Below are 21,875 nucleotides of genomic sequence, written 5' to 3' on the forward strand. Positions count from 1 at the left end.
AAATTTCACTATTCTGTCGTAGTCAGAGAGACACAGATTGGCTTACCCCGCGTAGCGGGAAATTCTTTTGAACTTGCAACTTTGGGGGAAGTAAGGTGGCAATGGATCTTCTTTGACGTTGTTCTCGTATGATGGGTTGGATCACTGCATTGACTATCATTCGTTTGGCCTTTTGGGGCGCGCTTTCAACTTTCGCTTCGGCGGTTCACGCAGATTATCTTCCGTCGGATGGCACTGAAGTTGCGCCGCTTCAGATGTTTCAGGAATGCGATGTTTGCCCTGAAATGATTGTCCTGCCTTTGGGTGAGTTTCTGATGGGTGGACCGCCGGGAGAATCGAAACGAAACTTTCATTGGGATGAAAAAGGGCTTCGCCCCGCGACACCGGAAGAGCCGTATATCGCACATCATGAAGGTCCGGTTCATAAGGTCACGATAGATATGCCCGTCGCCATGGGGCGGAATGAGGTTACCCGTGATGAGTGGATGGCCTGCGTTGAAGATGGGGGATGTAGCAAATATGTGCCGGAAGATTTTGTAATCGGCGATAGTTTTGAGCGCATAGAACTTACGGGCAATCATCCAGTGAATGATGTGTCTTATTTGGATGCTTTGGCTTACACGGATTGGCTGAACAAAAAACTCGGGATAGATGCTTACCGCTTACCAACGGAAGCCGAATGGGAATATGCCGCCCGTGCCGGAACGCAGACTCCTTTTGCGCAAGGAGAGGAAGTTACGACGGATCAGGCCAATTTCCATGCCAAACCGACAGAAGAGATGATTGGTGAAAAGCGGCAGGATTTAGTGTGGCGCGGTTACCCAGTTCGCGTTGATGAACTTGATGCCTCCAATGCTTGGGGTCTTCGGCATATGTCGGGGAATGTCGGGGAAAAAACGATGTCCTGCTGGACAGCGACGCACCCGGGTTGGTCGACTTCCAGCCAGCACTTAGAGATGGCGAGATCAGTCGATTGTCACAGGCGGGTTGTAAAAGGCGGTTCTTATCCATTTGCTATGGATTTTCGCGCGCTGCAAGTCGCGGTGGGGCGGGCATTGATTGGCGGTCAAAATTGACGGGCTTTCGTATCCTGAGAGAGTTTAAGTGAGTTTCTCAGGCAATTTCGAAATCAGAATCCCAGCCGGTCCCGTAGGGAAAACCATGTCATCGCCAGCACCAGCAACGGGCTGCGCAGGGCGGGGCCTCCGGGGAAGGGCATGGCGGGTACGCGGGACATGGTGTCGAACCCTTCGGCCTGGCCCTGAATGGCCATCGCCATCAGTTGCCCGGCATGTGTAGCTGTGCCAACACCGTGACCCGAATAGCCAGAGGCTGACAGAATATTCGGGGCAACCCGTGTCAGGTAGGGCATTCGCCGCATGGTGATGCCCAGAGTACCGCCCCACGCATAGTCGATCTTCACATCGCGCAGATGCGGGAAAATCTCGGTCATCGGTTTGCGCACCTTGGAGGCGATATCTGTCGGGAAACGGTAGCCATAGCTTTCCCCGCCGCCGAATAGCAGGCGGTTGTCGGCGCTGAGGCGAAAATAGTTCACCACAAACTTGGTGTCGGCGACGGCGACATCCCGGGTCAGGACGCGGGCGGCATCGGTGCCCAAAGGCTCGGTCGCGGCGATGAAATTGTTGATCGGCATGACGCGCGACGCCACTTTGCCGTTCAGATCGCCGAGATAGCCGTTGCAGGCCAGAATGACGTGGTTGGCCGTCACCTTTCCCTGCGGGGTTTGCACGATGGCCGGATCGACTTCGTCGATCCCGGTGACCTCGGTGCTTTCAAATATGCGCACGCCGGCCTTGGCTGCGGCATCAGCCAGCCCCAAGGCAAAGTTCAGCGGGTGCAGATGCGCCGCCCCCATGTCCAGATAACCTCCGCGATAGGTTGGGGATGGGCACAAGCCATGCGCCGCGCCTTCGTCCAGCAGCTCCATATGGTCATACCCATATCGCGCGGACAGATGCGCCGCGTGATCGTGGAGGTCTTGCTGATCCCCGGTGCTGAGGCCCAGAACCGCCACGCCCGGTTTCAGATCACAGTCGATTTTGTGCTTTTCGATCAGCGATTTGACCAGATCCTTGGCATCTTCGGCCAGATCCCACAGCTTAGCGGCATCGTCATCGCCGACCAGGCGTTCAAGGTCTTCCTGATCCATCCGCTGGGCGCTGCCCAGCTGCCCGCCATTGCGGCCTGACGCTCCGAAACCAACGCGATGCGCCTCAAGCAGCACGACGTCGAACCCGGCCTCGGCCAGATGCAGCGCGGCGGACAGTCCGGTATAGCCGCCACCGACCACGCAGACATCCGCTTTGGTATCCCCTGCAAGCGCGGGAAAACGGTCGAGCGAGTTGGCCGTCGCGGCATACCAGCTGGCCGGATACTCGGCCTTGCGGTCGTTGGAATAGAGGAGATTCATCGCGGCTTAAACGTTCATGAGCAGGTGCTCACGCTCCCACGGAGAGATGACCTGTAGAAACTCTTCATACTCGGCACGTTTTACAATGCCATAGACGCGGGCAAATTCCGGACCCAGCACTTCGTGCAGGGCGGTGGCCTGATCAAACAGGTCCAGCGCATTGCCCATGACCTGCGGGATATCACCGTCACCTTCGTAGGCGTCCCCATAAAACTGACGGCGCGGACGTTCCTGCTGTGTCAGGCCAAGATAGCCGCAGGCGAGCGACAAGGCGATGCCCAGATAAGGGTTGCAGTCCATGCCTGCGATACGATTTTCAACGCGCCGCGCCTCGGGGCCGGACAGGGGAACACGGATGCCGGTCGTGCGGTTGTCACGAGCCCATTCCAGATTGATCGGCGCGGCATGGTCTTTCACGTAGCGGCGGTACGAGTTCACATAAGGTGCCATGACTGCCAGGCCTGCAGGCAAGTGGTTTTGCAGCCCTGCAATGAAGTTATAGAATGCATCCGTTTCGCCGCCCTGAGGTCCGGAAAAGATATTGTGTCCGGTTTCGATCTCGGTGATCGAGTGGTGGATGTGCATGGCCGATCCAGGCTCATCCGCAATCGGTTTCGCCATGAAGGTCGCAAAGCAGTTGTGTCGCAACGCGGCTTCGCGGATCAGGCGTTTGAAATAGAACACTTCATCTGCCAACTTGACCGGATCACCATGGCGCAGGTTGATTTCAAGCTGTCCGGCGCCGCCTTCCTGGGTGATGCCGTCAATCTCGAACCCCTGATGTTCGGCAAAGTCATAGATGTCGTCGATCACCGGGCCGAATTCATCCACCGCTGTCATCGAATAGGCCTGCCGCGCGGCCGCCGGACGACCCGAACGGCCCATCATCGGTTTGATCCCCTGCGCGGGGTCGACATTGGGGGCGACCAGAAAGAACTCCATCTCTGGCGCGACAATCGGTTTCCAGCCTTTGTCGTGATACATTTTTACGACGCGCTTCAACACGTTGCGTGGGCTGAACGGGATCGGCTCTCCGTCCCGGTCATAGGCGTCGTGGATCACCTGCAGTGTCCAGTCACCCGTCCAAGGAGCAGCGGAAGCAGTCGAAAAGTCAGGTTTAAGGATCATGTCCCGTTCAATGAAGCCGTCCTCTCCGGCGGCTTCGCCCCAGTCCCCGGTGATAGTCTGGTAAAAGATACTATCGGGTAGATGGAAGTAGGACTGGCGTGCAAATTTGGTGGCCGGAACCGCTTTCCCGCGCGCGATGCCGGGCAGGTCAGAGATGATGCACTCGACCTCATCCAATCGGTGACCTTCAAAATAGGTACGGGCTGCCTGTGGCAGTTGTTCTGTCCAATCGGCCATCAGGCCCTCTCTTTCTTCAAAAACTCTGCCATGAACTGTCCGATCTTCGGACTGTCGTCGCGGGTGGGCAGGCGGTCGGCGGCGGCCTGCATCAGATTGTCCGGAACGACACCTTTGCCGCGTGTGTCCATCAGCCCTTCGATGAAGCTGTCGCCATACTCCGGGTGGGCCTGAACGGTCCAGATCGTGTCGCCATAGGCCAGCATGGCATTCTGGCAAAAGGCGTTCGAACCGGTTACTTGTGCACCGGCGGGCAGCTCTACCACCTGGTCCTGATGCCAGGCATTCAAAGTGACGATCTGTCCGTCCAAATCGTAGTCCGTCCGCCCCACGGCCCAGCCCTGTTTGAACTTTTCAACTTTCCCGCCAAGGGCTTGCGCAATGACTTGATGACCAAAGCATATGCCGATCAGTGGTTTGCCGCTTTGATGGATGTCGCGGATCAGCGCTTCGAGCTTGCGAATCCAGGCATGGTCCTCATAGGCGCCATAGCGCGAGCCGGTGATGATCCATCCATCAGCATCGTCAAAACTTTGCGGAAAGTGATCGTCGACAACCGCATAGGTCACAAACTCAAAGCCGTTGCCATCCAGCAGCGCGCGAAACATGCCGTCATACTCACCGAACTGATCGTGCAATTCGTCAGGGGGGTGGCCGGTTACAAGGATACCGATTTTCATGGGTCACCAAATTTGATCAAATTTATTCTAGCTGAGCAGAACGAAGCGGGCAAGGGGCTCAAACCGCCTCGAGATAACTTAGCCAATGCTCCTCGGGTGGGCGTTCGTCAAAGCGCAGGATCTCTTGTCGCTTTGTCATGGCGAGATTGCTGATCAGCGGGGCGGGAAAGATGCGCGCAACTTGCGGATCGGTTTCAAGGGCGGTGATGGCTGAAGCCCAGTCGCCAGCGAGTTGCGGCAGGCTGTCGATCTCATATGCGTTGCCCGTGATCGGAGCTGGCGGTTCAGTTCCGTCCTCGATGCCGTTCAGCGCCGCACCGAGCACGGCGCTCAGCATGAGGTAGGGATTGATGTCACCACCAGCAACGCGATGTTCGATCCTGCGGGCAGAGGGCGCGCCGCCGGGAACGCGCAGCGCGGCAGTGCGATTTTCATAAGCCCAGCATGCCTCAGTTGGGGCATGGGCGCCGGGGACAAGCCGGGTGTAGGAGTTCCCGTGCGGTGCAAAAATCAGAGTTGAACCAGGCATTGCAGACAGACATCCGGCTATGGCCGAGCGCAAAAGATCAGTGCCTTCAGGCCCGCCATTGTCAAAGATATTTTGCCCATCCTGGTCGACGACCGAAAAATGGACATGCATCCCATTGCCCGCATCCTGGGCATAGGGTTTGGCCATGAAAGTTGCGGTAAACCCATGTTTGCGTGCAAGGCCACGAGTCAACACCTTGAAAAGCAACGTATCATCTGCGCAGCGCATGGCGTCCTGATGGTTCAGGTTGATTTCAAACTGGCCAATCCCGCTTTCGGAAATGGCGGTTTGAGCCGGGATGCTCATTGCCTCGCATCCGTCATAGAGGTCTGTGAAAAAGGCGTCGAACGCATCCATTTCCGCCATGGACAGGACTGCCTCGTCGACCAGCCGTCGCCCCGTCAAAGGATTGATCGGAGGCACCGGTCGTGCACCTGATGAGTCCAATAGCGTGAATTCCAGCTCGGTCGCCGCAACAACAGACCAGCCACGCTTGGCATAGCGTTGCAGCACCGAGGTCAGAGCATGGCGAGGGTCGCCGGCAAAGGGCTTGCCCTGATCGTCATACAGGGACATCAACACCAGCGCTGTTTCGGTTTCAAGCCAGGGAACTGGGACGGGGCCACGCTCGGTTGGCAGTAATATGCCGTCCGCGTCGCCTGATTCAAACACAAGCGGGCTATCCTCGATATCCGCGCCCCACAGATCAACATTCAATGCCGAAAAGGGCATCCGCACCACACCTTTACTCAGCTTGTCAGCATAAGAAGGAGGCACGCGTTTGCCGCGCAGCTGACCGTTAAGGTCGCAGGCCGCTACGCGAAAACTGTGTAGGGCGTTCAGGTCCATCGGCGTCTCCATCACTCTGGTACCCCGAGGTTTAATCGACACAAAGCGCCTTGTCACGAAATTTGATCAAATTATCCCCGCGCCGTTTTTTTCGGCGCGGGGTCGGGACCTTATGCAAAGCTTATGCCGTTCTCGGCCATCGGCAGATCGGCAATCAAGGTCCCGGACATTGCCTTGATTGCGTTCGCGAGCGCGGGGGCCGAGGGAGGCGTGCCGGGTTCGCCCACGCCCGTAGGGGCCTCGGCCGAGGGCAGGATGTGGACGTCGATTGTAGCTATATCGCCGATCCGAAGGGGCTCGTAATCCGGGAAGTTGTATTGATCCACGGAACCGCCGGTCAGTGTGATCTGATCGCGCATCACATGCCCGATGCCATAGCCAATCCCACCTTCCATCTGGGCACGCACCACGTCGGGGTTCACCGCGATACCGCAATCGACAGCACAGGTGACCTTTTCGATCTTGATGCCGTCATCCGGATCGCCCGAGATTTCAACCACCTCAGCCACATAAGAACCAAAGGATTTGTGCACCGCAATACCTTGCGCGCGACCGGCAGGGACGTTGCCCCAATCTGCTTTCTCGGCCGCAAGTTTCAGAACTGAGGCCTTGCGCTGTTGGTCGGGATTGCCCGCATCCGCCAGATGGGCGAGACGGAACTCAACCGGGTCACGGCCCGCGGCGGTGGCGGCCAAATCCATCATTGTTTCCATCGTATAGGCAGTGTGGGTATGTCCTACCGACCGCCACCATAGGACCGATGTGGCCTTGGGTGTGTCGGTCAGTCCAAGCGCCATCCCCGGAATATCATAGGGGCTGTCTGCGATGCCCTCGATCGAGCTGTGGTCGACGCCGTCATGCACTGCAACCGCTTCGAACGGGGTGCCCTTCATGATCGATTGCCCAGCAACCTGATGCTGCCATCCGACGATATTCCCCTCCGCATTCAACCCGACACGGACTTTGTGGCCGAAGGCCGGGCGGTAATACCCGCTGCGAATGTCGTCTTCCCGCGTCCAGACCAGTTTGACCGGGCGCGAGCGGTCGGTGACAACAAAGGCCAACGCGGCCTCAACCTGATAGTCCGCATCCGGTGTTGCGCGACGCCCGAAAGACCCGCCGGCCAGCATCGTTCTGATGTGGATTTTCTCGGGTGGCAGCTGAAAGATTTGCTGATACGCCATGTGCGGGCCGGTTGGCATCTGAGCGCCATCATGCAGAACGATGTCACCCTCTGCTGTCTGTTCGATTGTGCAGTTCAGTGGCTCCATCGGAGCATGGGCGAGAAGCGGGTAGTAAAAAGTTTTTTCTACGACCGTATCCGCTGCGTCGATCGCCGCCGAAACCGTGGCAACATCTGCCTTGTTCACGTTATAGGCGGGCTCGGCATTCAGCGCGTCCATGATCTCGGCCTTGATCTGATCCGAGTGGCGGGTTTCAGCGCCGGACATGTCCCATTCGACCTCAAGCGCGTCACGCGCCTGAATCGCGGCCCAGGTGTTTTCGGCATAGACCGCAACGCCTGCCTGATTGGGCAGTGTGGTGGCGCTGATATAGCCTTTGACCTCTTTCGAGGCGCTGTCGTCAAAGCTGATGACAACACCACCGCGCGACTCCGGACGTTTGATCATCGCAACCATCTGGTTGGGCAGGTGGACATCCATGGCGTACATCGCTTGTCCGTTGCCCTTGATGGCCGAATCCGTGCGACGCACGGCCTCGTTTCCGATCAGGCGGAATTCCGAGGGGTCTTTCAGGCGCGGCTCGGTCGGCGCCTCAATCTGCGAAGCGGCCGCCACGAAATCGGCAATCGGTGCAGATTTCTCGCCTGCTTTGACGATGCCTTCCTCAATTGTGATGCCTGATGCATCTACACCCCATCTTTGGGCGGCGGCGTTGATCAGCATCTCACGGGCAGCAGCGCCCGCCTGGCGATATTGCTGCCAGGAGTTCGCCATTGCGGTTGACCCGCCGGTGCCCTGGAAGGGGCCGAACAGCAGGTTGTTATAGACTTGGGGGTTCGACGGCGCGAATTCGTATTTAATTTGGTCCATAGTGATGCCGATTTCCTCGGCGATAAGCGTCGGAAGGCCGGTCGCGGGGCCCTGACCCTTTTCGAAGTGTTTGACGATGGCGGTCACAGTGCCGTCTGCGTCAATCTTAACAAATGGGTTGAGCTGCGTCGTCTCGGACGAGGCCGCAGCCAGAACGCCATCGGGGCGGGCGCCAACCAGCAAGACGGCACCGGTTGCAGCAGCGCCTTTCAGAAAACCACGGCGAGAGGTGTTGATGGTCATGGATCAGGCCTCCAGAATTTCGGATGCACGCTGGATACCGGCGCGGATGCGTTGATAGGTGGCACAGCGACAGGCGTTGCCGGACATGTAGTCGTCGATTTCTTCAACGCTGGGCTTTGGGTTTTCGGACAGCAATCCGACCGCCGACATCACCTGACCGGATTGGCAGTAACCGCATTGAACCACGTCCAATTCGACCCAGGCCTGCTGTACCGCGGCGCCAGTATCGTTGTTTCCGACAGCTTCGATCGTGGTGATTTCGGCGTCTTCGACATCCTCGATATACGTCTGGCAAGAGCGCACAGGCTCCCCGTCCAGATGCACGGTGCAGGCACCACAGGACGCGACACCGCAGCCGAACTTGGTTCCTGTCATCTTCAGTTCGTCCCGGATTACCCACAGCAGGGGCGTGCCGGGCTCGGCCTCAACCGTGTGGGTCTGGCCGTTCAGTTTCAATGTCAAAGCCATTGGGGGGATCTCCTGTTGGGCTGGCTACCTGAATCGGTAAACTGGCGGGTTTACCTTAGGCAGGGGGCAGGGCGTTGTAAACCCGAGAGTTTACCTAGCGTTTGACCGATTCATGTCAAAGGGTCTATAGCTTTGGAGCATGAATGACCTCAGCGCACCGAAAGCATCAAAGCATGCCCAGATCATCGAGGCTGCCGTAGCTGAATTCCAGGAAAAGGGGTTCTCGGCGGCCAGTATGGATCGCATCTCGGCACGGGCCGAGGTCTCCAAGCGCACACTGTACAAGTATTTCGAAAGTAAGGAAAACCTGTTCCGCTCGATCGTGGTTGAGCTGTCGAACCGCTTCTCTGAGGTTCAGGATATCAGATATGAAAAGGGCAGAGATATCCGCGCGCAACTGACAGATTTGGCTTGGGCCGAGGGTCGCATTCTGATGTCACCCGAGGTGATGGCGATGTCGCGTATGGTGATCAGCGAAACCTTGCGCAATCCCGACCTTGCGGTCGCCGCGCAGGGCAAATTGGACAAAACTGCCATCTTCTCGGCCATGCTTAAAGATGCGGCAGAGGCTGGTCAGCTACGCATCGATAACCCCGACATCGCGGGTCGTGAATTCATCGGATTGATCAAGAGCAGGGCATTCTGGCCCATGGTTTTTTGCGGGACCGTACTTAGTCAGGACGAAATGTCTGATACCATTCAGCGCAGCGTCGAAATGATGATTTGCCGGTACGGTGTCGACAATCGGTAACGCGGTTGGCAGACACAAGGACGGCCTCTTTCGAATATGCTAAACCCCGGGCTGCCCGATTCGATGGGCAGGAATTTGCGGTTTCGATCCGTCTGATTGGAAACCGGGTGCGACGAGGACTCAGCATTGAATGACAAGGTAAGACAAGCCGCACGCCTGAGCGTCGCCCCTATGATGGATTGGACGGACAGGCATTGTCGCTATCTGCATCGGTTGCTGAGCACCGAGGCGCTGCTGTACACTGAAATGGTAACAGCGCCTGCGTTAGTTCGGGGTGGTGCGCTGCATTTGCTGGACCACAACCCGCAGGAGCATCCCGTGGCCCTGCAACTGGGCGGGTCGGACCCTCAGGAATTGGCACAAGCGGCCCGGTTGGGGGCGGATGCTGGTTATGATGAGATCAATCTGAATTGTGGCTGCCCGTCTGATCGAGTGCAATCTGGCACTTTTGGTGCGGTGCTGATGAAATCCCCTGACCGCGTTGCGGATTGTGTTGCCGCAATGCGCGAAGCCGTGGACGTAGATGTCACGGTCAAATGCCGCATTGGAGTCGACGACCAACAGCCCGAAGACATTTTGCCTGAGTTTCTGAGCCAGATCAGGCAAGCGGGATGCACACGGGTCACGATCCACGCGCGCAAAGCCTGGCTGCAAGGGCTCAGCCCCAAAGAAAACCGGGATATTCCACCCCTGGATTATGATCTCGTGCATCGGATGAAGGCGGAATTCCCGGATATGCACATCTCGATAAATGGTGGCATTGCTGATCTGGAACAGGCGCGCGGGCATCTGGACGCAGGGTTGGATGGTGTCATGATCGGGCGGGCTGCGTATCATCAGCCGTCAGATGTTCTGTCCACAGCGGATCCTGTGATTTTTGGGGTCGGTCAGGCCGCCGACCCGTTTGCTGTTGTCCGGAAAATGGTGCCTTATATCGAATGCCATCTTGCTGACGGAGGGCGCTTGCACCAGATTACGCGACATATGCTGGGCCTGTTCGCAGGGCGGCCGGGTGCGCGGGCTTGGCGGCGGACCCTGTCTGAAGGTGCGGTGCATGACGGGGCGGGCCCCGAGGTTATGTTGCAGGCACTGGATCATATCGCGCCTCTGACCGAGGCCTGAATGGTGGCAATACGGCAAAAGGTCGGTTGGGGGGAATGATGCCCGAAGTAATGTTGCTTGCTCAGATGCTGGTTCTTCTGCTGGTGATCGGAGCGCTGGCAGGCGTTTTGGCGGGTCTGTTGGGTGTCGGCGGAGGCATCGTGCTGGTCCCTGCTTTTTTCTATGCGTTTCAGACCCTTGGGTATGGCGGTCCGCAGTTGATGCAGCTGTGCCTCGCCACCTCACTGGCAACGATTATCGTAACCTCACTGCGGTCGGTTCTGGCACATAACAAAAAGGGTGCCGTTGATTGGGATATCCTGCGCAGTTGGGGTCCGGGCATCGCCATCGGTGCGGTGTTGGGCGTGATGGTGGCATCCGCTCTTCGGACCGAGGCATTGCAAGCCCTGTTCGGTGTATTGGGTATGGTGATTGGTGCCTATCTTGGTCTGGGTAAATCCGAATGGCGACTTGGAGACGCCATGCCCAAGGGCCTGAAACGCGCTCTCCTGTCGCCCTCGGTCGGCTTCCTATCCGTTCTGATGGGTATCGGCGGCGGCAGCTTGGGCGTGCCGTTAATGAGCTTGTTCAACACGCCAATTCACCGGGCTGTGGCCACGGCTGCCGGGTTTGGCGTGATCATCGCTGTGCCCTCGGTCATGGGGTTCCTGTTTCTCGAAATTGCCCCTGAACACCGCCCGCCCTTTACCATCGGCGCCGTCAATCTGATTGCCTTTGGGATTGTGGTCGCCATGACCATGATCACTGCGCCTTGGGGCGTAAAGTTGGCCCATGCGATGGATCCAAAGCCGCTCAAGCGGATATTCGCGGTCTTCCTGACTCTGGTCGCCCTGAATATGTTGCGCAAGGCGTTGGGTTTTTGAGTTCTTTCGAGGAAAAGGGTTGGGTGAAATTTCCCCACGACCGGGCTATTCTGGACTGGGTATCTTATGCGCTGCCTGCAGCACGCGCTTCTGCGACGGATCCGGAATTCGCGCATTGGCTGGACTGTGAAGGGACTTGGTTCATTGGGGTCGACGCGCTGAACAACGACACCGAGGGCAGGGTCCAGGGTTCCCCGGTTCTGACCGGGGCCGTCATGGATTTCATAGTGTCGCGTTATGGGTCGTTGCCATTGCACAAAGCCCAGGTCTCGGTCATTTACCCCGGCTACCCGTTGCCCCGACGCGGAGAGGGCGAGGCTGCTGCCCGGTATCGAGCAAAGCGGGATGCGGCCCATGTGGATGGTTTACGCCCGTCCGGCCCGGACAGGCGCCGCAGGGTCGAGGAACCGCATGCGTGGATTCTGGGCATTCCATTGAGCGATGCCAGCGAGAATGCGTCCCCGATGGTTCTTTGGGAAGGTAGCCACAAGATCATGCAGGCTGCATTTGCGGATGCACTTGAAGACAAGCGCCCGGAAACTCTGGATCAGGTGGACATAACAGATGTTTATCAGGCTGCCCGTCGTGAGGTCTTTGATACTTGCCGTCGCATCGTACTGCCCGCACGTCCGGGCGAGGCCTATCTGCTGCACCGCCACTGCCTGCACGGGGTAGCGCCATGGGGCAGCGGGGCTGAGGCTGGGTCGGATGGCCGGATGATCGCCTATTTTCGGCCTGAATGCGCTGGCGGTGTGGCCGAATGGATCAAATCCTCCTAACGTTCTGTCATTATACAGATTTGGAGGATTTTTTGATGATTGCTGTCCACAAAAACTCTGACGGAGCATTGATTGAAATCGAGCTTTCCGGCGAAGTGACAGGTACGGACTATTCCACAACATTGATCCCGGCGATTGAGGCCGCACTGGCCGAACACGACACGGTGCGGTTGTTGGCGATCGTGCAGCCAGAGTTCAAAGGGTACGATCTGAATGCGGTTTGGTCGGATACAAAATTGGGCCTCAGCCACTGGCGCGGCTTTGACCGAATTGGAGTGGTGGCGGATCAGGGTTGGGTTCAGACCAGTATCCGGCTTGCGGCTCCGCTTTTCCCTTGCCCTGTGCAGGTATTCGATCACGCGAATATTGAAGAAGCGCGCCGATGGTTGCGCGAATCTCTGGGCTCTATTCACGTTATGGATCTGGGCGGCCCCTGCGTGCAGGTCAGCCTGATGGGAAAACTCGACCCTGGCGAATTCAAAAAGGCCGAAACCGATCTGGACTACATTTTGCAGGAGAAACAGGGGTTTCGCCTGCTGATTGATCTGTCCAAGTTTGACGGATGGCAAGGCCTTACGGCGCTTGCCTCGCATTTTCGGCTGGCCCGGGGACATATTGGTAATCTGGATCGGGCAGCGGTTGTTGGCGACAAAGCCTGGCAACATCTGGCCCAACGGGTGGCCAGCCACATCCTTGGCACACGCACTCAGTTCTTTCCCGCCGAGGAAATTCAGAACGCCAAAACATGGCTTGCGTCTGGGTAGAAACGCAGCGGCTTGAGCCTGCTGTGACATTTACGTCAGGGCACAGAAATATCAGCGAGGATTTTTCTTGATCGATTGGTCAAAAAAGACGTACACAGATCGAACTCCTCTGCCGAGCCACTGCAGAGGATCGATTGTTGAAACGCGCCGCTGTGGGTTGCCACTCACTCACCAGCTGTCAACGAACTTGACCCCCTCGTAGTTCAGACCAGCCCGCAGCGGTGCAGATTCAGCAATCACATCCTTTTGTGGAAATCTCAGGCCTTGTTGAGCCGCCCCGCCCGGCCGCCGCGCCGTTTGGCAAGCAGCGGTTTGCGTGACGGTAGGTCTGCCATGATATCGGCGCGCTCAGAGCTGTCCATTTTCGACCAGCGAGAGATTTCGTCGATCGTGCGGTAGCAACCGGTACAAATACGCTCGGTCGGGTGCACAACGCAGATCTGGATGCACGGGCTTTCGACCTCGTTCCTTTTCCAAACCATGTTCGACATCAGCGTTTTCCGATCCTTAAAGAAAGCGCATTCTGTCCAGCGCGCCTTGCAGAATATAGCCTGCCGCGACGTGGTCGATAACCTGTCCGCGACGCTTTCGTGTCGTATCCGCCTCAAGCAGTGCCTTTTCTGCCGCAACCGTGCTGAGCCGTTCGTCCCAGAACCCGATCGGAACTTCGGTCAAACGGGACAGGTTTCGGGCAAAGGCACGGGTGGACTGGCAGCGCGGCCCTTCGCTGCCATCCATGTTTTTCGGCAGACCCAGTAGGATGCCCCCGATCTCACGGTCGGCGATGATTTCCAGCAGACGGGCAGAATCCAGAGTGAATTTCTTGCGCCTTACGGTCTCCAGCGGGCTTGCAACACCGCGCATCCGGTCCGAGACTGCAACCCCGATAGTCTTTTCTCCCAGATCGAGACCGATCAACGCGCTCATAGGCGCAAGCGCGCCTGCAAATTCCTCAAAAATGTCATGGATCATTGGGTCACCCCAGCCTGAGCTGCTGCCGCACCAAGGATATCCAGTGCGTTGTCATTGTCCGAGAATACGGATCGGGCTTCGGCGTAGATCGCGGTGGCCCGGTCGATGTCGCCAACCACCCCAAGGGCACCGATCAGCCGGGCCCATTCTTCGGGGGAACCGCCTTCGGTTGCAAGCCTGTCTGACAGTTGCTCGACCATGCCAAGGATCATCTCTTGTCGCTCTTGTGCGGTCAGAGATGCAGCGGCCTCGATGTCATCCTCACCGGGGCCTGGGTTCCCTGCTGGTATAGGGGCGGCATTGAACACACCCGCACGAAAGGCCAGATCGTCCATCTGTGCGCGAATGGCCGTTGCCCAGGGGGCATTTGTCGGCGCGCTTCCAAGTGCATCCACCCAGATCCTGTAACCGATATCAGGTCGTCCGACCTGTACCATCATCTGTCCCAGGTAATACAAGGCCGGACCATGGCGTGGATCACGCTGCAATGACTGTTTCAATGCGTCTTCAGCTTCGGGCGAGATATATCCGTTGGTAGCAAGGATCATCATCTCGGCAAGATGCGAATAGACATCTGCGGGTGCAGTATTCCCGGACAGTTCGATCACACGTTGCTGCGCTTTGTAGGCGGCATGGAAGTTACCTGCGTTCGCCTCGTGCTGGGCAAGAAGGATATGTCCTTGTAGGTCATCAGGACGACCGGAAACGGTTTCGCGTAGTTGCCCGAGAAGAGAGGCATAGCTTTCGTCAAGCTGTGGCAGTGGTGCGGGTGGCGTGGCGGCTTCTGCCTCGGCCTGACTGGGGCGCTCTGTGCGCAGAGCATCGGCCATTTCTAGCCGCAATGACAGGGGCTGATCGGGGAGCCCGGCTGCACCAAGCTTCAGATACATCCAGGATCCTCCGCCTACCAGGATGACCGCGACAAATATGGATGCCGTAACCGAGATCCATTTGGAAGGCCCTTGCGGTTCAGACAAAGATTGCATCTGCGCATCAGCCGCAAGAATGCGGCGTGAAATTTCCGTGCGAACTCGCTCGGCATCTGCGTCAGCGATGACACCACGGGCCAAGTCTCGATCTACGCTGGCCAACTGTTCACGATAGACCTGCAAGTCATACGCAGTGGATGGTTCGCGCGTATCTCGCCTACGCAGTATCGAAATCCCAAGAAAAACCGCTATCAGGACGGCGGTGGCTATGATGAGGGCCCAGAAGGTCATGATAACTCCAAGATGGCTGTCCTGACTTAGACCTGTGGCGGGGCGGAAAAAAGGGACAAATGGCCGCGAGGGGGCTTCATGTCGCAATAATAAGGGCGATGTCGCAATAGTGCGATATTATGGCGTTGCACGGCAGGGGCCAAAGGCGGTTACACGGCATACCTGCGCCAATCACCGAACCGGATGGATTCGCTTATGAAACACTATTCAGCCTTTGCTGTGGCGCGCGAAGCGCTGCGCTATCATACCGGATGGGAACGCGCCTGGCGTTCGCCCGAGCCCAAGAAACGCTATGACGCCATCATTGTGGGGGCGGGTGGCCATGGTCTGGCAACCGCCTATTACCTGGGTAAGAACTATGGCATCCAGAATGTCGCTGTGATCGAAAAAGGCTGGCTGGGCGGTGGTAATACCGGTCGGAACACAACCATCATCCGCTCGAACTATCTGCAGGATCCGTCTGCCGCGATCTATGAAAAGGCGCGCAGCCTTTATGAGGATCTGAGTCAGGACCTGAACTATAACGTCATGTTCAGCCCGCGCGGCGTGATGATGCTGGCGCAGACCCAGCATGAAATCCGCGGTTATCAGCGCACGGCTCATGCGAATGCGCTGCAGGGTGTAAAGACTGAATGGATCACACCTGAACGGGTCAAGGAACTGGTGCCAATCATCAATCTCGAAGGCCCGCGCTATCCGGTTCTGGGTGCGCTGTGGCAGGAACGTGGTGGCACCGCCCGTCACGATGCGGTGGCTTGGGGCTATGCGCGCGCTTGTTCCGCCATGGGCATGGATATCATCCAGCAATGCGAAGTGACCGGGGTTCGGTCACAGGATGGTCGTGTTGTCGGTGTCGACACCACCAAAGGTGCGATCGACTGTGACAAGCTGGGCATCGTGGTTGCGGGCCATTCCGGTCAACTGGCCGAAATGGCGGGCTTCCGTCTGCCGCTTGAGGCGATTGCTCTGCAGGCGCTGGTGTCTGAGCCGATCAAACCCTGCATGGACGTGGTCGTGATGGCCAACACGGTGCATGGCTACATGTCGCAATCCGACAAGGGAGAGATGGTGATCGGTGGCGGCACCGACGGGTTCAACAACTACACCCAACGCGGCAGCTTCCACCATATCGAAGAAACTGTGCGCGCGCTGGTCGAGACCTTCCCGATGATCTCACGCCTGAAAATGCTGCGGCAATGGGGCGGGATCGTGGATATGACCGGCGATCGCTCGCCCATCCTGTCAAAAACACCCCTGGGGAACTGTTTCATCAACGGTGGCTGGGGCACCGGTGGCTTCAAGGCCATTCCGGGGTCCGGCTGGGGCATGGCACAGCTGATGGCCACGGGTCATTCACCGCTGACCGAGGCGTTCTCGTTGGATCGTTTCAAAGAAGGCCGCTTCATCGACGAAAGCGTCGCGGCCGGGGTGGCGCACTGATGCAGATTTTTCGGCGAAAAATCTCGCGCGCCCGTTACTCAGATTTCGCATGCAGCATGGTCTCGCCTGCTGTCGAGAGGATGAACATATGCTGATCCTGAATTGCCCCTATTGCGGCGTCGATGCCGAAGAAACCGAACTGGCCGCCGGTGGCGAGGCGCATCTGAAGCGTTTCGGTCCGGGCTCGTCGGATGGTGACTTCCACGATTACCTGTTCATGCGTGAAAACCCTAAAGGCGTTCATTTCGAACGCTGGCGTCATGCGAACGGATGCGGCAAGTGGTTCCACGCGGCGCGCTGCACGCAAACGCTCGAAGTTTTCGGCACCTACTCTGCCCAGGTGTTTGAGCCGCCCAAAGAAATTCGCGAGGCGATCACCGCCAAGCGCCCTGGCTGGACGTGGAGAGAATACAAATGATCCGCGCCACCACCCGTAATTCCGCCTGCGAAAGGTCCGCATCATGAGCACCCGTCTCGCAAATCAAGGCCGGCTGATTGACCGGTCGAAACAGGTCACATTCTCCTTCAACGGCACTTCGATGCAGGGCTACGAAGGCGACACGCTTGCCTCGGCCTTGCTGGCAAATGATCAGATGATGATGGGCCGTTCGTTCAAGTATCACCGCCCGCGTGGTGTTGTCGCCAGTGGTGCGGAAGAACCCAACGCTCTGGTCGGTCTGGGGCAGGGCAATCGGTTCGAGCCGAACCAGCGCGCCACCACGACCGAGCTGTTCAACGGTCTGACCTCGATCTCGCAGAACCACTGGCCGAACCTGGAATTTGATATCGGTGCGATCAATACGCACCTGTCGCGGTTCCTGCCGGCTGGCTTCTATTACAAGATGTTCATTCATCCCAAGCCGTTCTGGAAACATGTCTACGAGCCGTTCATCCGCCAATCTGCCGGTCTGGGCAAAGCCCCCGACAAGGACAGCCGTGATGCGGATACCTATGAGCATTTCTACAACTTCGTCGATGTGTTGGTGATCGGTGGCGGCGTGGCCGGTTTGCAGGCTGCCAAAGTGGCCGCTCAGTCCGGTGCAAAGGTCATGTTGATTGAGCAGACCGCGCATTGGGGTGGCCGTGCCCCAGTTGATGGCGGCACAATCAATGATGAGCCTGTGGATAAGTTTGTGGAACAAATTGTTTCCGAACTAGAAACAATGAACAACGTCATCTTGCGCAATCGCTGCATGGGTGCAGGGGTCTATGACCATGGCTATGTGCTGGGCTATGAACGCCTGACGGACCATAAGCCTGGCGCACAAGGCCCGCGCCATCGCCTGTGGCGTATTAGGGCGAAACAGGTCGTGACTGCTACCGGAGCGATTGAGCGTCCGTTGTCTTTTGCGGGCAATGATGTGCCAGGTGTCATGCTGGCCTCGGCCATGCGGGACTATGTCGTGAACTGGGGTGTGACACCCGGTGAAAAGGTGATTGTGGCCACCAATAATGACGACGCCTACCGGACTGCGATCACCCTGAAACAGGCCGGTGTGGATATCTTGCGTGTGGTTGACGCAAGGGCTACCTCGGGCCCTCTGGCTGAAGAGGCGCGCCAACTGGGTATCCGCGTCGATGTGGGCAAGGCCATTGCCAAAGTCAAAGGCGGCAAACGCGTCAAGAAAGTTGCCATCTGCAATCAGGACGGCATCGGTGGCGCCCGTGAAGAGGTGGAATGCGATGCGGTTGCGATGTCGGGCGGTTGGTCTCCGGTCGTGCATATGTGGTCGCATTGCGGCGGCAAGCTGATCTGGGACGATGCCAATGCGCATTTCCGGCCGGATCCTGCACGACCCCCGCTTGGGGCCGATGGCGAAGGGTTCGTCGTGGCCGCCGGGGCATCGAATGGCCCGATGGCGCTGGGCGATGTGCTGGCCGATGCCGATGCAGCCGGTAAGGCCGCAGCCAAAGCGGCTGGATTCAAAACCAAACGCACCAAAGCGCCTGTCGGGGAAACTACGTCCGAGGCACCTATGGCTGCGGTCTGGTTGATGCCTGCGAACGCGGATATTCAACTGCGGATGAAGTCCTGGCTGGACTTCCAAAACGACGTCAAAGTTTCGGACGTGCAACTTGCCGCGCGTGAGGGGTACGAGAGCGTTGAACATACCAAACGTTACACCACTCTGGGCATGGCAACGGATCAGGGTAAACTGAGTAACATCAACGGATTGGCGATCCTAGCTGATGCGTTGGACTCCGAAATCCCGAAGGTTGGAACAACAACGTTCCGCCCGCCTTACACCCCAATTTCAATGGCATCTATCGGCGGTGAGGCACGTGGTGAGGTGTTCCAGCCAATCCGCCAGACTCCGATGCATAACTGGCACGACAAGAACGGCGCCGATTGGGAGCCGGTCGGCCATTGGCGCCGGACCTATGCCTATGTTCGCCCGGGTGAATCCGTGCATGACGCCGTGAACCGTGAGGTGAAAAACACCCGCGAGAACCTCGGTCTGCTGGATGCCTCGACCCTGGGCAAGCTGATCGTCAAAGGGCCGGACGCAGGCAAGTTCCTGGACATGATGTACACCAACATGATGTCTACGCTGAAGATCGGCAAATGCCGCTATGGCCTGATGTGTTCCGAAAATGGCTTTCTGATCGATGACGGTGTTGTTGCCAGGATCAACGAAGACACATGGTTGTGCCACACCACCACCGGCGGGGCCGAACGTATCCACGGTCACATGGAAGAATGGCTGCAAACCGAATGGTGGGACTGGAAAGTCTATGTTGCCAACGTGACCGAGCAATATGCGCAGGTCGCCGTTGTTGGCCCCAACGCCCGCAAGGTGCTTGAAAAGCTCGGCGGCATGGATGTGTCGAAGGAGGCGCTGCCCTTCATGGAGTGGCGCGATGGCAAGATCGGCGACTTTGGTTGCCGGGCCTATCGCATCTCGTTCTCGGGTGAGCTGTCGTACGAGATCGCCGTCCCTGCATCACAAGGGCAGGCCTTCTGGAATGCGCTGATGGATGCAGGCAAGGAATTCGGCGTGATGCCCTATGGCACTGAATGTCTGCACATACTGAGGGCCGAGAAGGGCTTTATCATGATCGGCGACGAGACCGACGGCACCGTGATCCCGCAGGATCTGGGGCTGCATTGGGCGCTGTCGAAAAAGAAAGAGGATTACCTCGGCAAGCGCGCCCATTCGCGCAGCCACATGGCCGATCCCGAGCGCTGGAAACTGGTGGGTCTTGAGACTGTGGATGGTTCTGTCATCCCGGATGGGGCTTACGCAGTGGGCGAGGGCGTCAACGCCAACGGTCAGCGCAACATGATCGGTCGTGTGACCTCAACCTATTATTCAGCCAACCTGGGCAAAGGTATCGCCATGGGCTTGATCAAGCATGGTCCTGACCGCATGGGCGAGATTGTCGAGTTCCCGGGCACCGATGGCAAATCCTACAAAGCAAAGATCGTGGATCCGATCTTCTTCGACAAGGACGGGGAGAAGCAGAATGTCTGAACCCATCAGCGCACTGAACCACGCCAGCTATGAGGGCATCGCCAAGGTTGAAGAATGCGGTCTGCAGGGCATGATCACCCTGCGCGGCGACCTGTCCGACAAGGTTCTGGTGAAGGCCGTCAAAGACGCCACCGGCCAGAAAGTACCCGGCCAGCGCGAGGCATTTGTCGACGGAGACAGCGGTGTTTGCTGGATGTCCACCGACGAATTGCTTGTGCTTGTCCCATATGCCGAGGTCGAGGCCAAACTGGCCGCGATGACCAACGCGCTGAGCGGTGTGCATGCCCTGGCGGTCAACGTCTCGGATGCCCGCGCGGTGTTCAGCATCTCGGGCGCGAACGCTCGCGAAGTTCTGGGCAAAGTGGCCCCGGTAGATCTGTCGGCTGACGCCTTCCAACCCGGCCAAATCCGCCGCTCGCGCTTGGCGCAGGTTGCCGGTGCGTTCTGGATGGATGACGCCGAAACTCTCCGCGTCGTCTGCTTCCGGTCAACCGCAGACTACGTGTTCAAACTGTTGAAGGTCGCAGCGCAGCCGGGCAGCGGCGTCGGGATTTACTGAACCGAAGTGAACTAAAAAGCCCCGGTCACACCGGGGCTTTCTTTACCCGGTGAATACGCTGCAGACTCCGGATCCATATGGCTTGTTGGCAGCGCTTATATGAGCAAAACTGGCGCGTACTTTGACAGTGTATTTTGCCGAATTAAGATTAGCCTGATATTTCATGCGCAGATTTTGTCCTTCGCTTGACCGGAGGGTGACGTTCCAAAGCAAGCGATATTCGCCACTTTTTTCACTTTGAGTTGGGCGCTGGTCCAATCGTGATGGCCGCTGACAACTTTGGCCTCGCGCGTGTCAGTATCTACTTGAAAAAAATATTCGGGCGCGATCCAACCGTGGCCGTCCGGCTTCGTGATTTCACATTTGTATTCGACAGTACCAGCTAAAACTGAATGCGAGGAAACGATCATCGCAGCAATCGCCGTAAGCGAAGCTTTCATTTTTGTTATCCTTCAAACTAATCCGTGGGCGCACTTCAACGAGCTCACACTTGGGTTGCAAGTGGGGAAACACCTACTTCGACAGGGCTAATGGCCGAATTACTACCCAGTAAATAAAACGGTATGGTATCGTGTCATTTCCGTTGGGCTGAGCGCTTTCTGAACATCCAGCGGGCGTCCGGTTTCGTCAGTAATTTTAGAATAAAAGGAGAGGCTGTTCAGCAGGTCGGATGTCCGCTGGTGTCTGTCCTTTTCAGCCAAAAGCGGTGAGTGGAGCGAGAGGTACAGAGTGGGTCGCGTCCGTTTCAACCAGGGCAGGATCGTCGGCAGTACAAAAAACTCAGCCCCCTCAATATCCATTTTGACCAGAGATACACCCGATAGGTCATTTACGGCCTCGAACTGATCCCACTCGATGGTCAATGCATCTGTCCCATGCGCCGCATCATGCAACAGTGAACTGGTGGAATCCCCGGGTTCACCGCGAACGGATGCCATACGGGCCACGCCGAATTGATCCGACAATGCGACGCCAAATGCCGAAACATTGCGAATGTCGTTCAGGTCCAGATTCCACGCCAGATGCCGAAACGCGGTGGGGTCTGGTTCGAAACACCAGACGTGGCGGGCTTTGCGGGCACCGTACAGCACCGTTGGGCCGATCCATGCCCCGATGTCCAGATAGTCGCTGTCCGGCGTTAGATATCTATCCAGCACGGCAAAAGTCTCGGGCTCCCACGCGCCGGCCGAGGCCTTGCGCCAGAACTTCGAGTGGTAGGGATCCAGCCGGAAAGGCTCGCCATTCAGGCTGCCCGCATAGTATCCGCGGGCGCGGTAAAACATCTTGCGCGCCTGAGTTAGCATCGC

General features: G+C 57.7%; 21 protein-coding genes. 10 read left to right on the forward strand and 11 right to left on the reverse strand.

All coding sequences use genetic code 11. The annotated features are described in order from the left end of the window. The first annotated feature begins 131 nt into the window (after nucleotides 1-131). A complete protein-coding gene (locus AC2FJ5_RS02980) occupies nucleotides 132-1,076 on the forward strand; it encodes a formylglycine-generating enzyme family protein (protein WP_496792417.1) in 945 nt (314 codons plus the stop codon). 53 nt (nucleotides 1,077-1,129) lie between these two features. Here AC2FJ5_RS02980 and AC2FJ5_RS02985 read toward each other — a convergent pair whose 3' ends face one another. The 6 genes from AC2FJ5_RS02985 to AC2FJ5_RS03010 all read right to left on the reverse strand — a co-directional run bounded on the left by AC2FJ5_RS02985 (nucleotide 1,130) and on the right by AC2FJ5_RS03010 (nucleotide 8,622). Next, on the reverse strand, nucleotides 1,130-2,434 hold the full coding sequence (locus AC2FJ5_RS02985; RefSeq protein ID WP_496792418.1) for an NAD(P)/FAD-dependent oxidoreductase: 1,305 nt from the start codon (nucleotides 2,432-2,434) through the stop codon (nucleotides 1,130-1,132). A 6-nt stretch (nucleotides 2,435-2,440) separates the two neighbouring features. Beyond that, a complete protein-coding gene (locus AC2FJ5_RS02990) occupies nucleotides 2,441-3,799 on the reverse strand; it encodes a glutamine synthetase family protein (RefSeq protein ID WP_496792419.1) in 1,359 nt (452 codons plus the stop codon). Beyond that, nucleotides 3,799-4,479, reverse strand: coding sequence for a type 1 glutamine amidotransferase (locus tag AC2FJ5_RS02995; protein WP_496695905.1), 681 nt, complete (start codon nucleotides 4,477-4,479; stop codon nucleotides 3,799-3,801). The genes AC2FJ5_RS02990 and AC2FJ5_RS02995 overlap by 1 nt, the downstream gene beginning before the upstream one ends. A 58-nt stretch (nucleotides 4,480-4,537) precedes the next feature. Continuing rightward, nucleotides 4,538-5,857 carry a glutamine synthetase family protein gene (locus AC2FJ5_RS03000; RefSeq protein WP_496792421.1) on the reverse strand — a complete coding sequence of 440 codons (1,320 nt, stop codon included), beginning with the start codon at nucleotides 5,855-5,857 and terminating at the stop codon, nucleotides 4,538-4,540. 110 nt (nucleotides 5,858-5,967) lie between these two features. Then, on the reverse strand, nucleotides 5,968-8,154 hold the full coding sequence (locus AC2FJ5_RS03005; protein ID WP_496792422.1) for a molybdopterin cofactor-binding domain-containing protein: 2,187 nt from the start codon (nucleotides 8,152-8,154) through the stop codon (nucleotides 5,968-5,970). Between the two features lie 3 nt (nucleotides 8,155-8,157). After that, the gene (locus AC2FJ5_RS03010) at nucleotides 8,158-8,622 is read right to left on the reverse strand and encodes a (2Fe-2S)-binding protein (RefSeq protein WP_496792423.1); all 465 of its coding nucleotides are present in this window, start codon (nucleotides 8,620-8,622) and stop codon (nucleotides 8,158-8,160) included. 139 nt (nucleotides 8,623-8,761) lie between these two features. Here AC2FJ5_RS03010 and AC2FJ5_RS03015 point away from each other — a divergent pair, with 139 nt between their 5' ends. The 5 genes from AC2FJ5_RS03015 (at nucleotide 8,762) to AC2FJ5_RS03035 (ending at nucleotide 12,901) form a co-directional block, all read left to right on the forward strand. Further along, nucleotides 8,762-9,373 carry a TetR/AcrR family transcriptional regulator gene (locus AC2FJ5_RS03015; protein WP_496792425.1) on the forward strand — a complete coding sequence of 204 codons (612 nt, stop codon included), beginning with the start codon at nucleotides 8,762-8,764 and terminating at the stop codon, nucleotides 9,371-9,373. A 126-nt stretch (nucleotides 9,374-9,499) separates the two neighbouring features. Next, on the forward strand, nucleotides 9,500-10,495 hold the full coding sequence (gene dusA, locus AC2FJ5_RS03020; RefSeq protein WP_496792426.1) for a tRNA dihydrouridine(20/20a) synthase DusA: 996 nt from the start codon (nucleotides 9,500-9,502) through the stop codon (nucleotides 10,493-10,495). A 38-nt stretch (nucleotides 10,496-10,533) separates the two neighbouring features. Next, the gene (locus tag AC2FJ5_RS03025) at nucleotides 10,534-11,358 is read left to right on the forward strand and encodes a sulfite exporter TauE/SafE family protein (protein WP_496792427.1); all 825 of its coding nucleotides are present in this window, start codon (nucleotides 10,534-10,536) and stop codon (nucleotides 11,356-11,358) included. A gap of 23 nt (nucleotides 11,359-11,381) precedes the next feature. Beyond that, nucleotides 11,382-12,137 (forward strand): hypothetical protein, encoded by a 756-nt coding sequence (locus tag AC2FJ5_RS03030; RefSeq protein ID WP_496792428.1) that lies wholly within the window; start codon nucleotides 11,382-11,384, stop codon nucleotides 12,135-12,137. Nucleotides 12,138-12,172: 35 nt separating this feature from the next. Then, complete coding sequence (locus AC2FJ5_RS03035) at nucleotides 12,173-12,901, forward strand: SpoIIAA family protein (RefSeq protein WP_496700567.1); 729 nt, start codon at nucleotides 12,173-12,175, stop codon at nucleotides 12,899-12,901. 257 nt (nucleotides 12,902-13,158) lie between these two features. Here AC2FJ5_RS03035 and AC2FJ5_RS03040 read toward each other — a convergent pair whose 3' ends face one another. Genes AC2FJ5_RS03040 through ccmI form a run of 3 tightly spaced genes read right to left on the reverse strand, consistent with a single transcriptional unit; the run spans nucleotide 13,159 to nucleotide 15,093 of the window. Continuing rightward, the gene (locus tag AC2FJ5_RS03040) at nucleotides 13,159-13,392 is read right to left on the reverse strand and encodes a DUF1289 domain-containing protein (RefSeq protein ID WP_142633031.1); all 234 of its coding nucleotides are present in this window, start codon (nucleotides 13,390-13,392) and stop codon (nucleotides 13,159-13,161) included. Nucleotides 13,393-13,408: 16 nt separating this feature from the next. Continuing rightward, the gene (gene ruvX, locus AC2FJ5_RS03045; RefSeq protein WP_142633033.1) at nucleotides 13,409-13,873 is read right to left on the reverse strand and encodes a Holliday junction resolvase RuvX; all 465 of its coding nucleotides are present in this window, start codon (nucleotides 13,871-13,873) and stop codon (nucleotides 13,409-13,411) included. Continuing rightward, entirely contained in the window at nucleotides 13,870-15,093 is a 1,224-nt protein-coding gene (gene ccmI, locus AC2FJ5_RS03050; protein ID WP_496792431.1) for a c-type cytochrome biogenesis protein CcmI, read from the reverse strand. Before ccmI ends, ruvX begins: the two co-directional genes overlap by 4 nt. A 195-nt stretch (nucleotides 15,094-15,288) precedes the next feature. Here ccmI and AC2FJ5_RS03055 point away from each other — a divergent pair, with 195 nt between their 5' ends. The 4 genes from AC2FJ5_RS03055 (at nucleotide 15,289) to AC2FJ5_RS03070 (ending at nucleotide 20,568) form a co-directional block, all read left to right on the forward strand. After that, nucleotides 15,289-16,533 carry a sarcosine oxidase subunit beta family protein gene (locus AC2FJ5_RS03055; protein ID WP_271947765.1) on the forward strand — a complete coding sequence of 415 codons (1,245 nt, stop codon included), beginning with the start codon at nucleotides 15,289-15,291 and terminating at the stop codon, nucleotides 16,531-16,533. An 88-nt stretch (nucleotides 16,534-16,621) separates the two neighbouring features. Beyond that, nucleotides 16,622-16,951 carry a sarcosine oxidase subunit delta gene (locus AC2FJ5_RS03060; protein WP_142633040.1) on the forward strand — a complete coding sequence of 110 codons (330 nt, stop codon included), beginning with the start codon at nucleotides 16,622-16,624 and terminating at the stop codon, nucleotides 16,949-16,951. Nucleotides 16,952-16,994: 43 nt separating this feature from the next. Next, complete coding sequence (locus AC2FJ5_RS03065; RefSeq protein ID WP_496792432.1) at nucleotides 16,995-20,009, forward strand: sarcosine oxidase subunit alpha family protein; 3,015 nt, start codon at nucleotides 16,995-16,997, stop codon at nucleotides 20,007-20,009. Further along, nucleotides 20,002-20,568, forward strand: a complete 567-nt coding sequence (locus AC2FJ5_RS03070) for a sarcosine oxidase subunit gamma (RefSeq protein WP_496792434.1) — start codon at nucleotides 20,002-20,004, stop codon at nucleotides 20,566-20,568. Before AC2FJ5_RS03065 ends, AC2FJ5_RS03070 begins: the two co-directional genes overlap by 8 nt. Before the next feature lie 161 nt (nucleotides 20,569-20,729). On the opposite strand, the gene AC2FJ5_RS03075 is transcribed toward AC2FJ5_RS03070, so the two are convergent. Beyond that, nucleotides 20,730-21,008, reverse strand: coding sequence for a hypothetical protein (locus AC2FJ5_RS03075; protein ID WP_496792435.1), 279 nt, complete (start codon nucleotides 21,006-21,008; stop codon nucleotides 20,730-20,732). Nucleotides 21,009-21,110: 102 nt separating this feature from the next. Further along, nucleotides 21,111-21,872 (reverse strand): FkbM family methyltransferase, encoded by a 762-nt coding sequence (locus AC2FJ5_RS03080; protein WP_496792436.1) that lies wholly within the window; start codon nucleotides 21,870-21,872, stop codon nucleotides 21,111-21,113. Nucleotides 21,873-21,875 lie beyond the last annotated feature (3 nt).

It is taken from the genome of Ruegeria sp. CDSA221 (assembly GCF_059611825.1).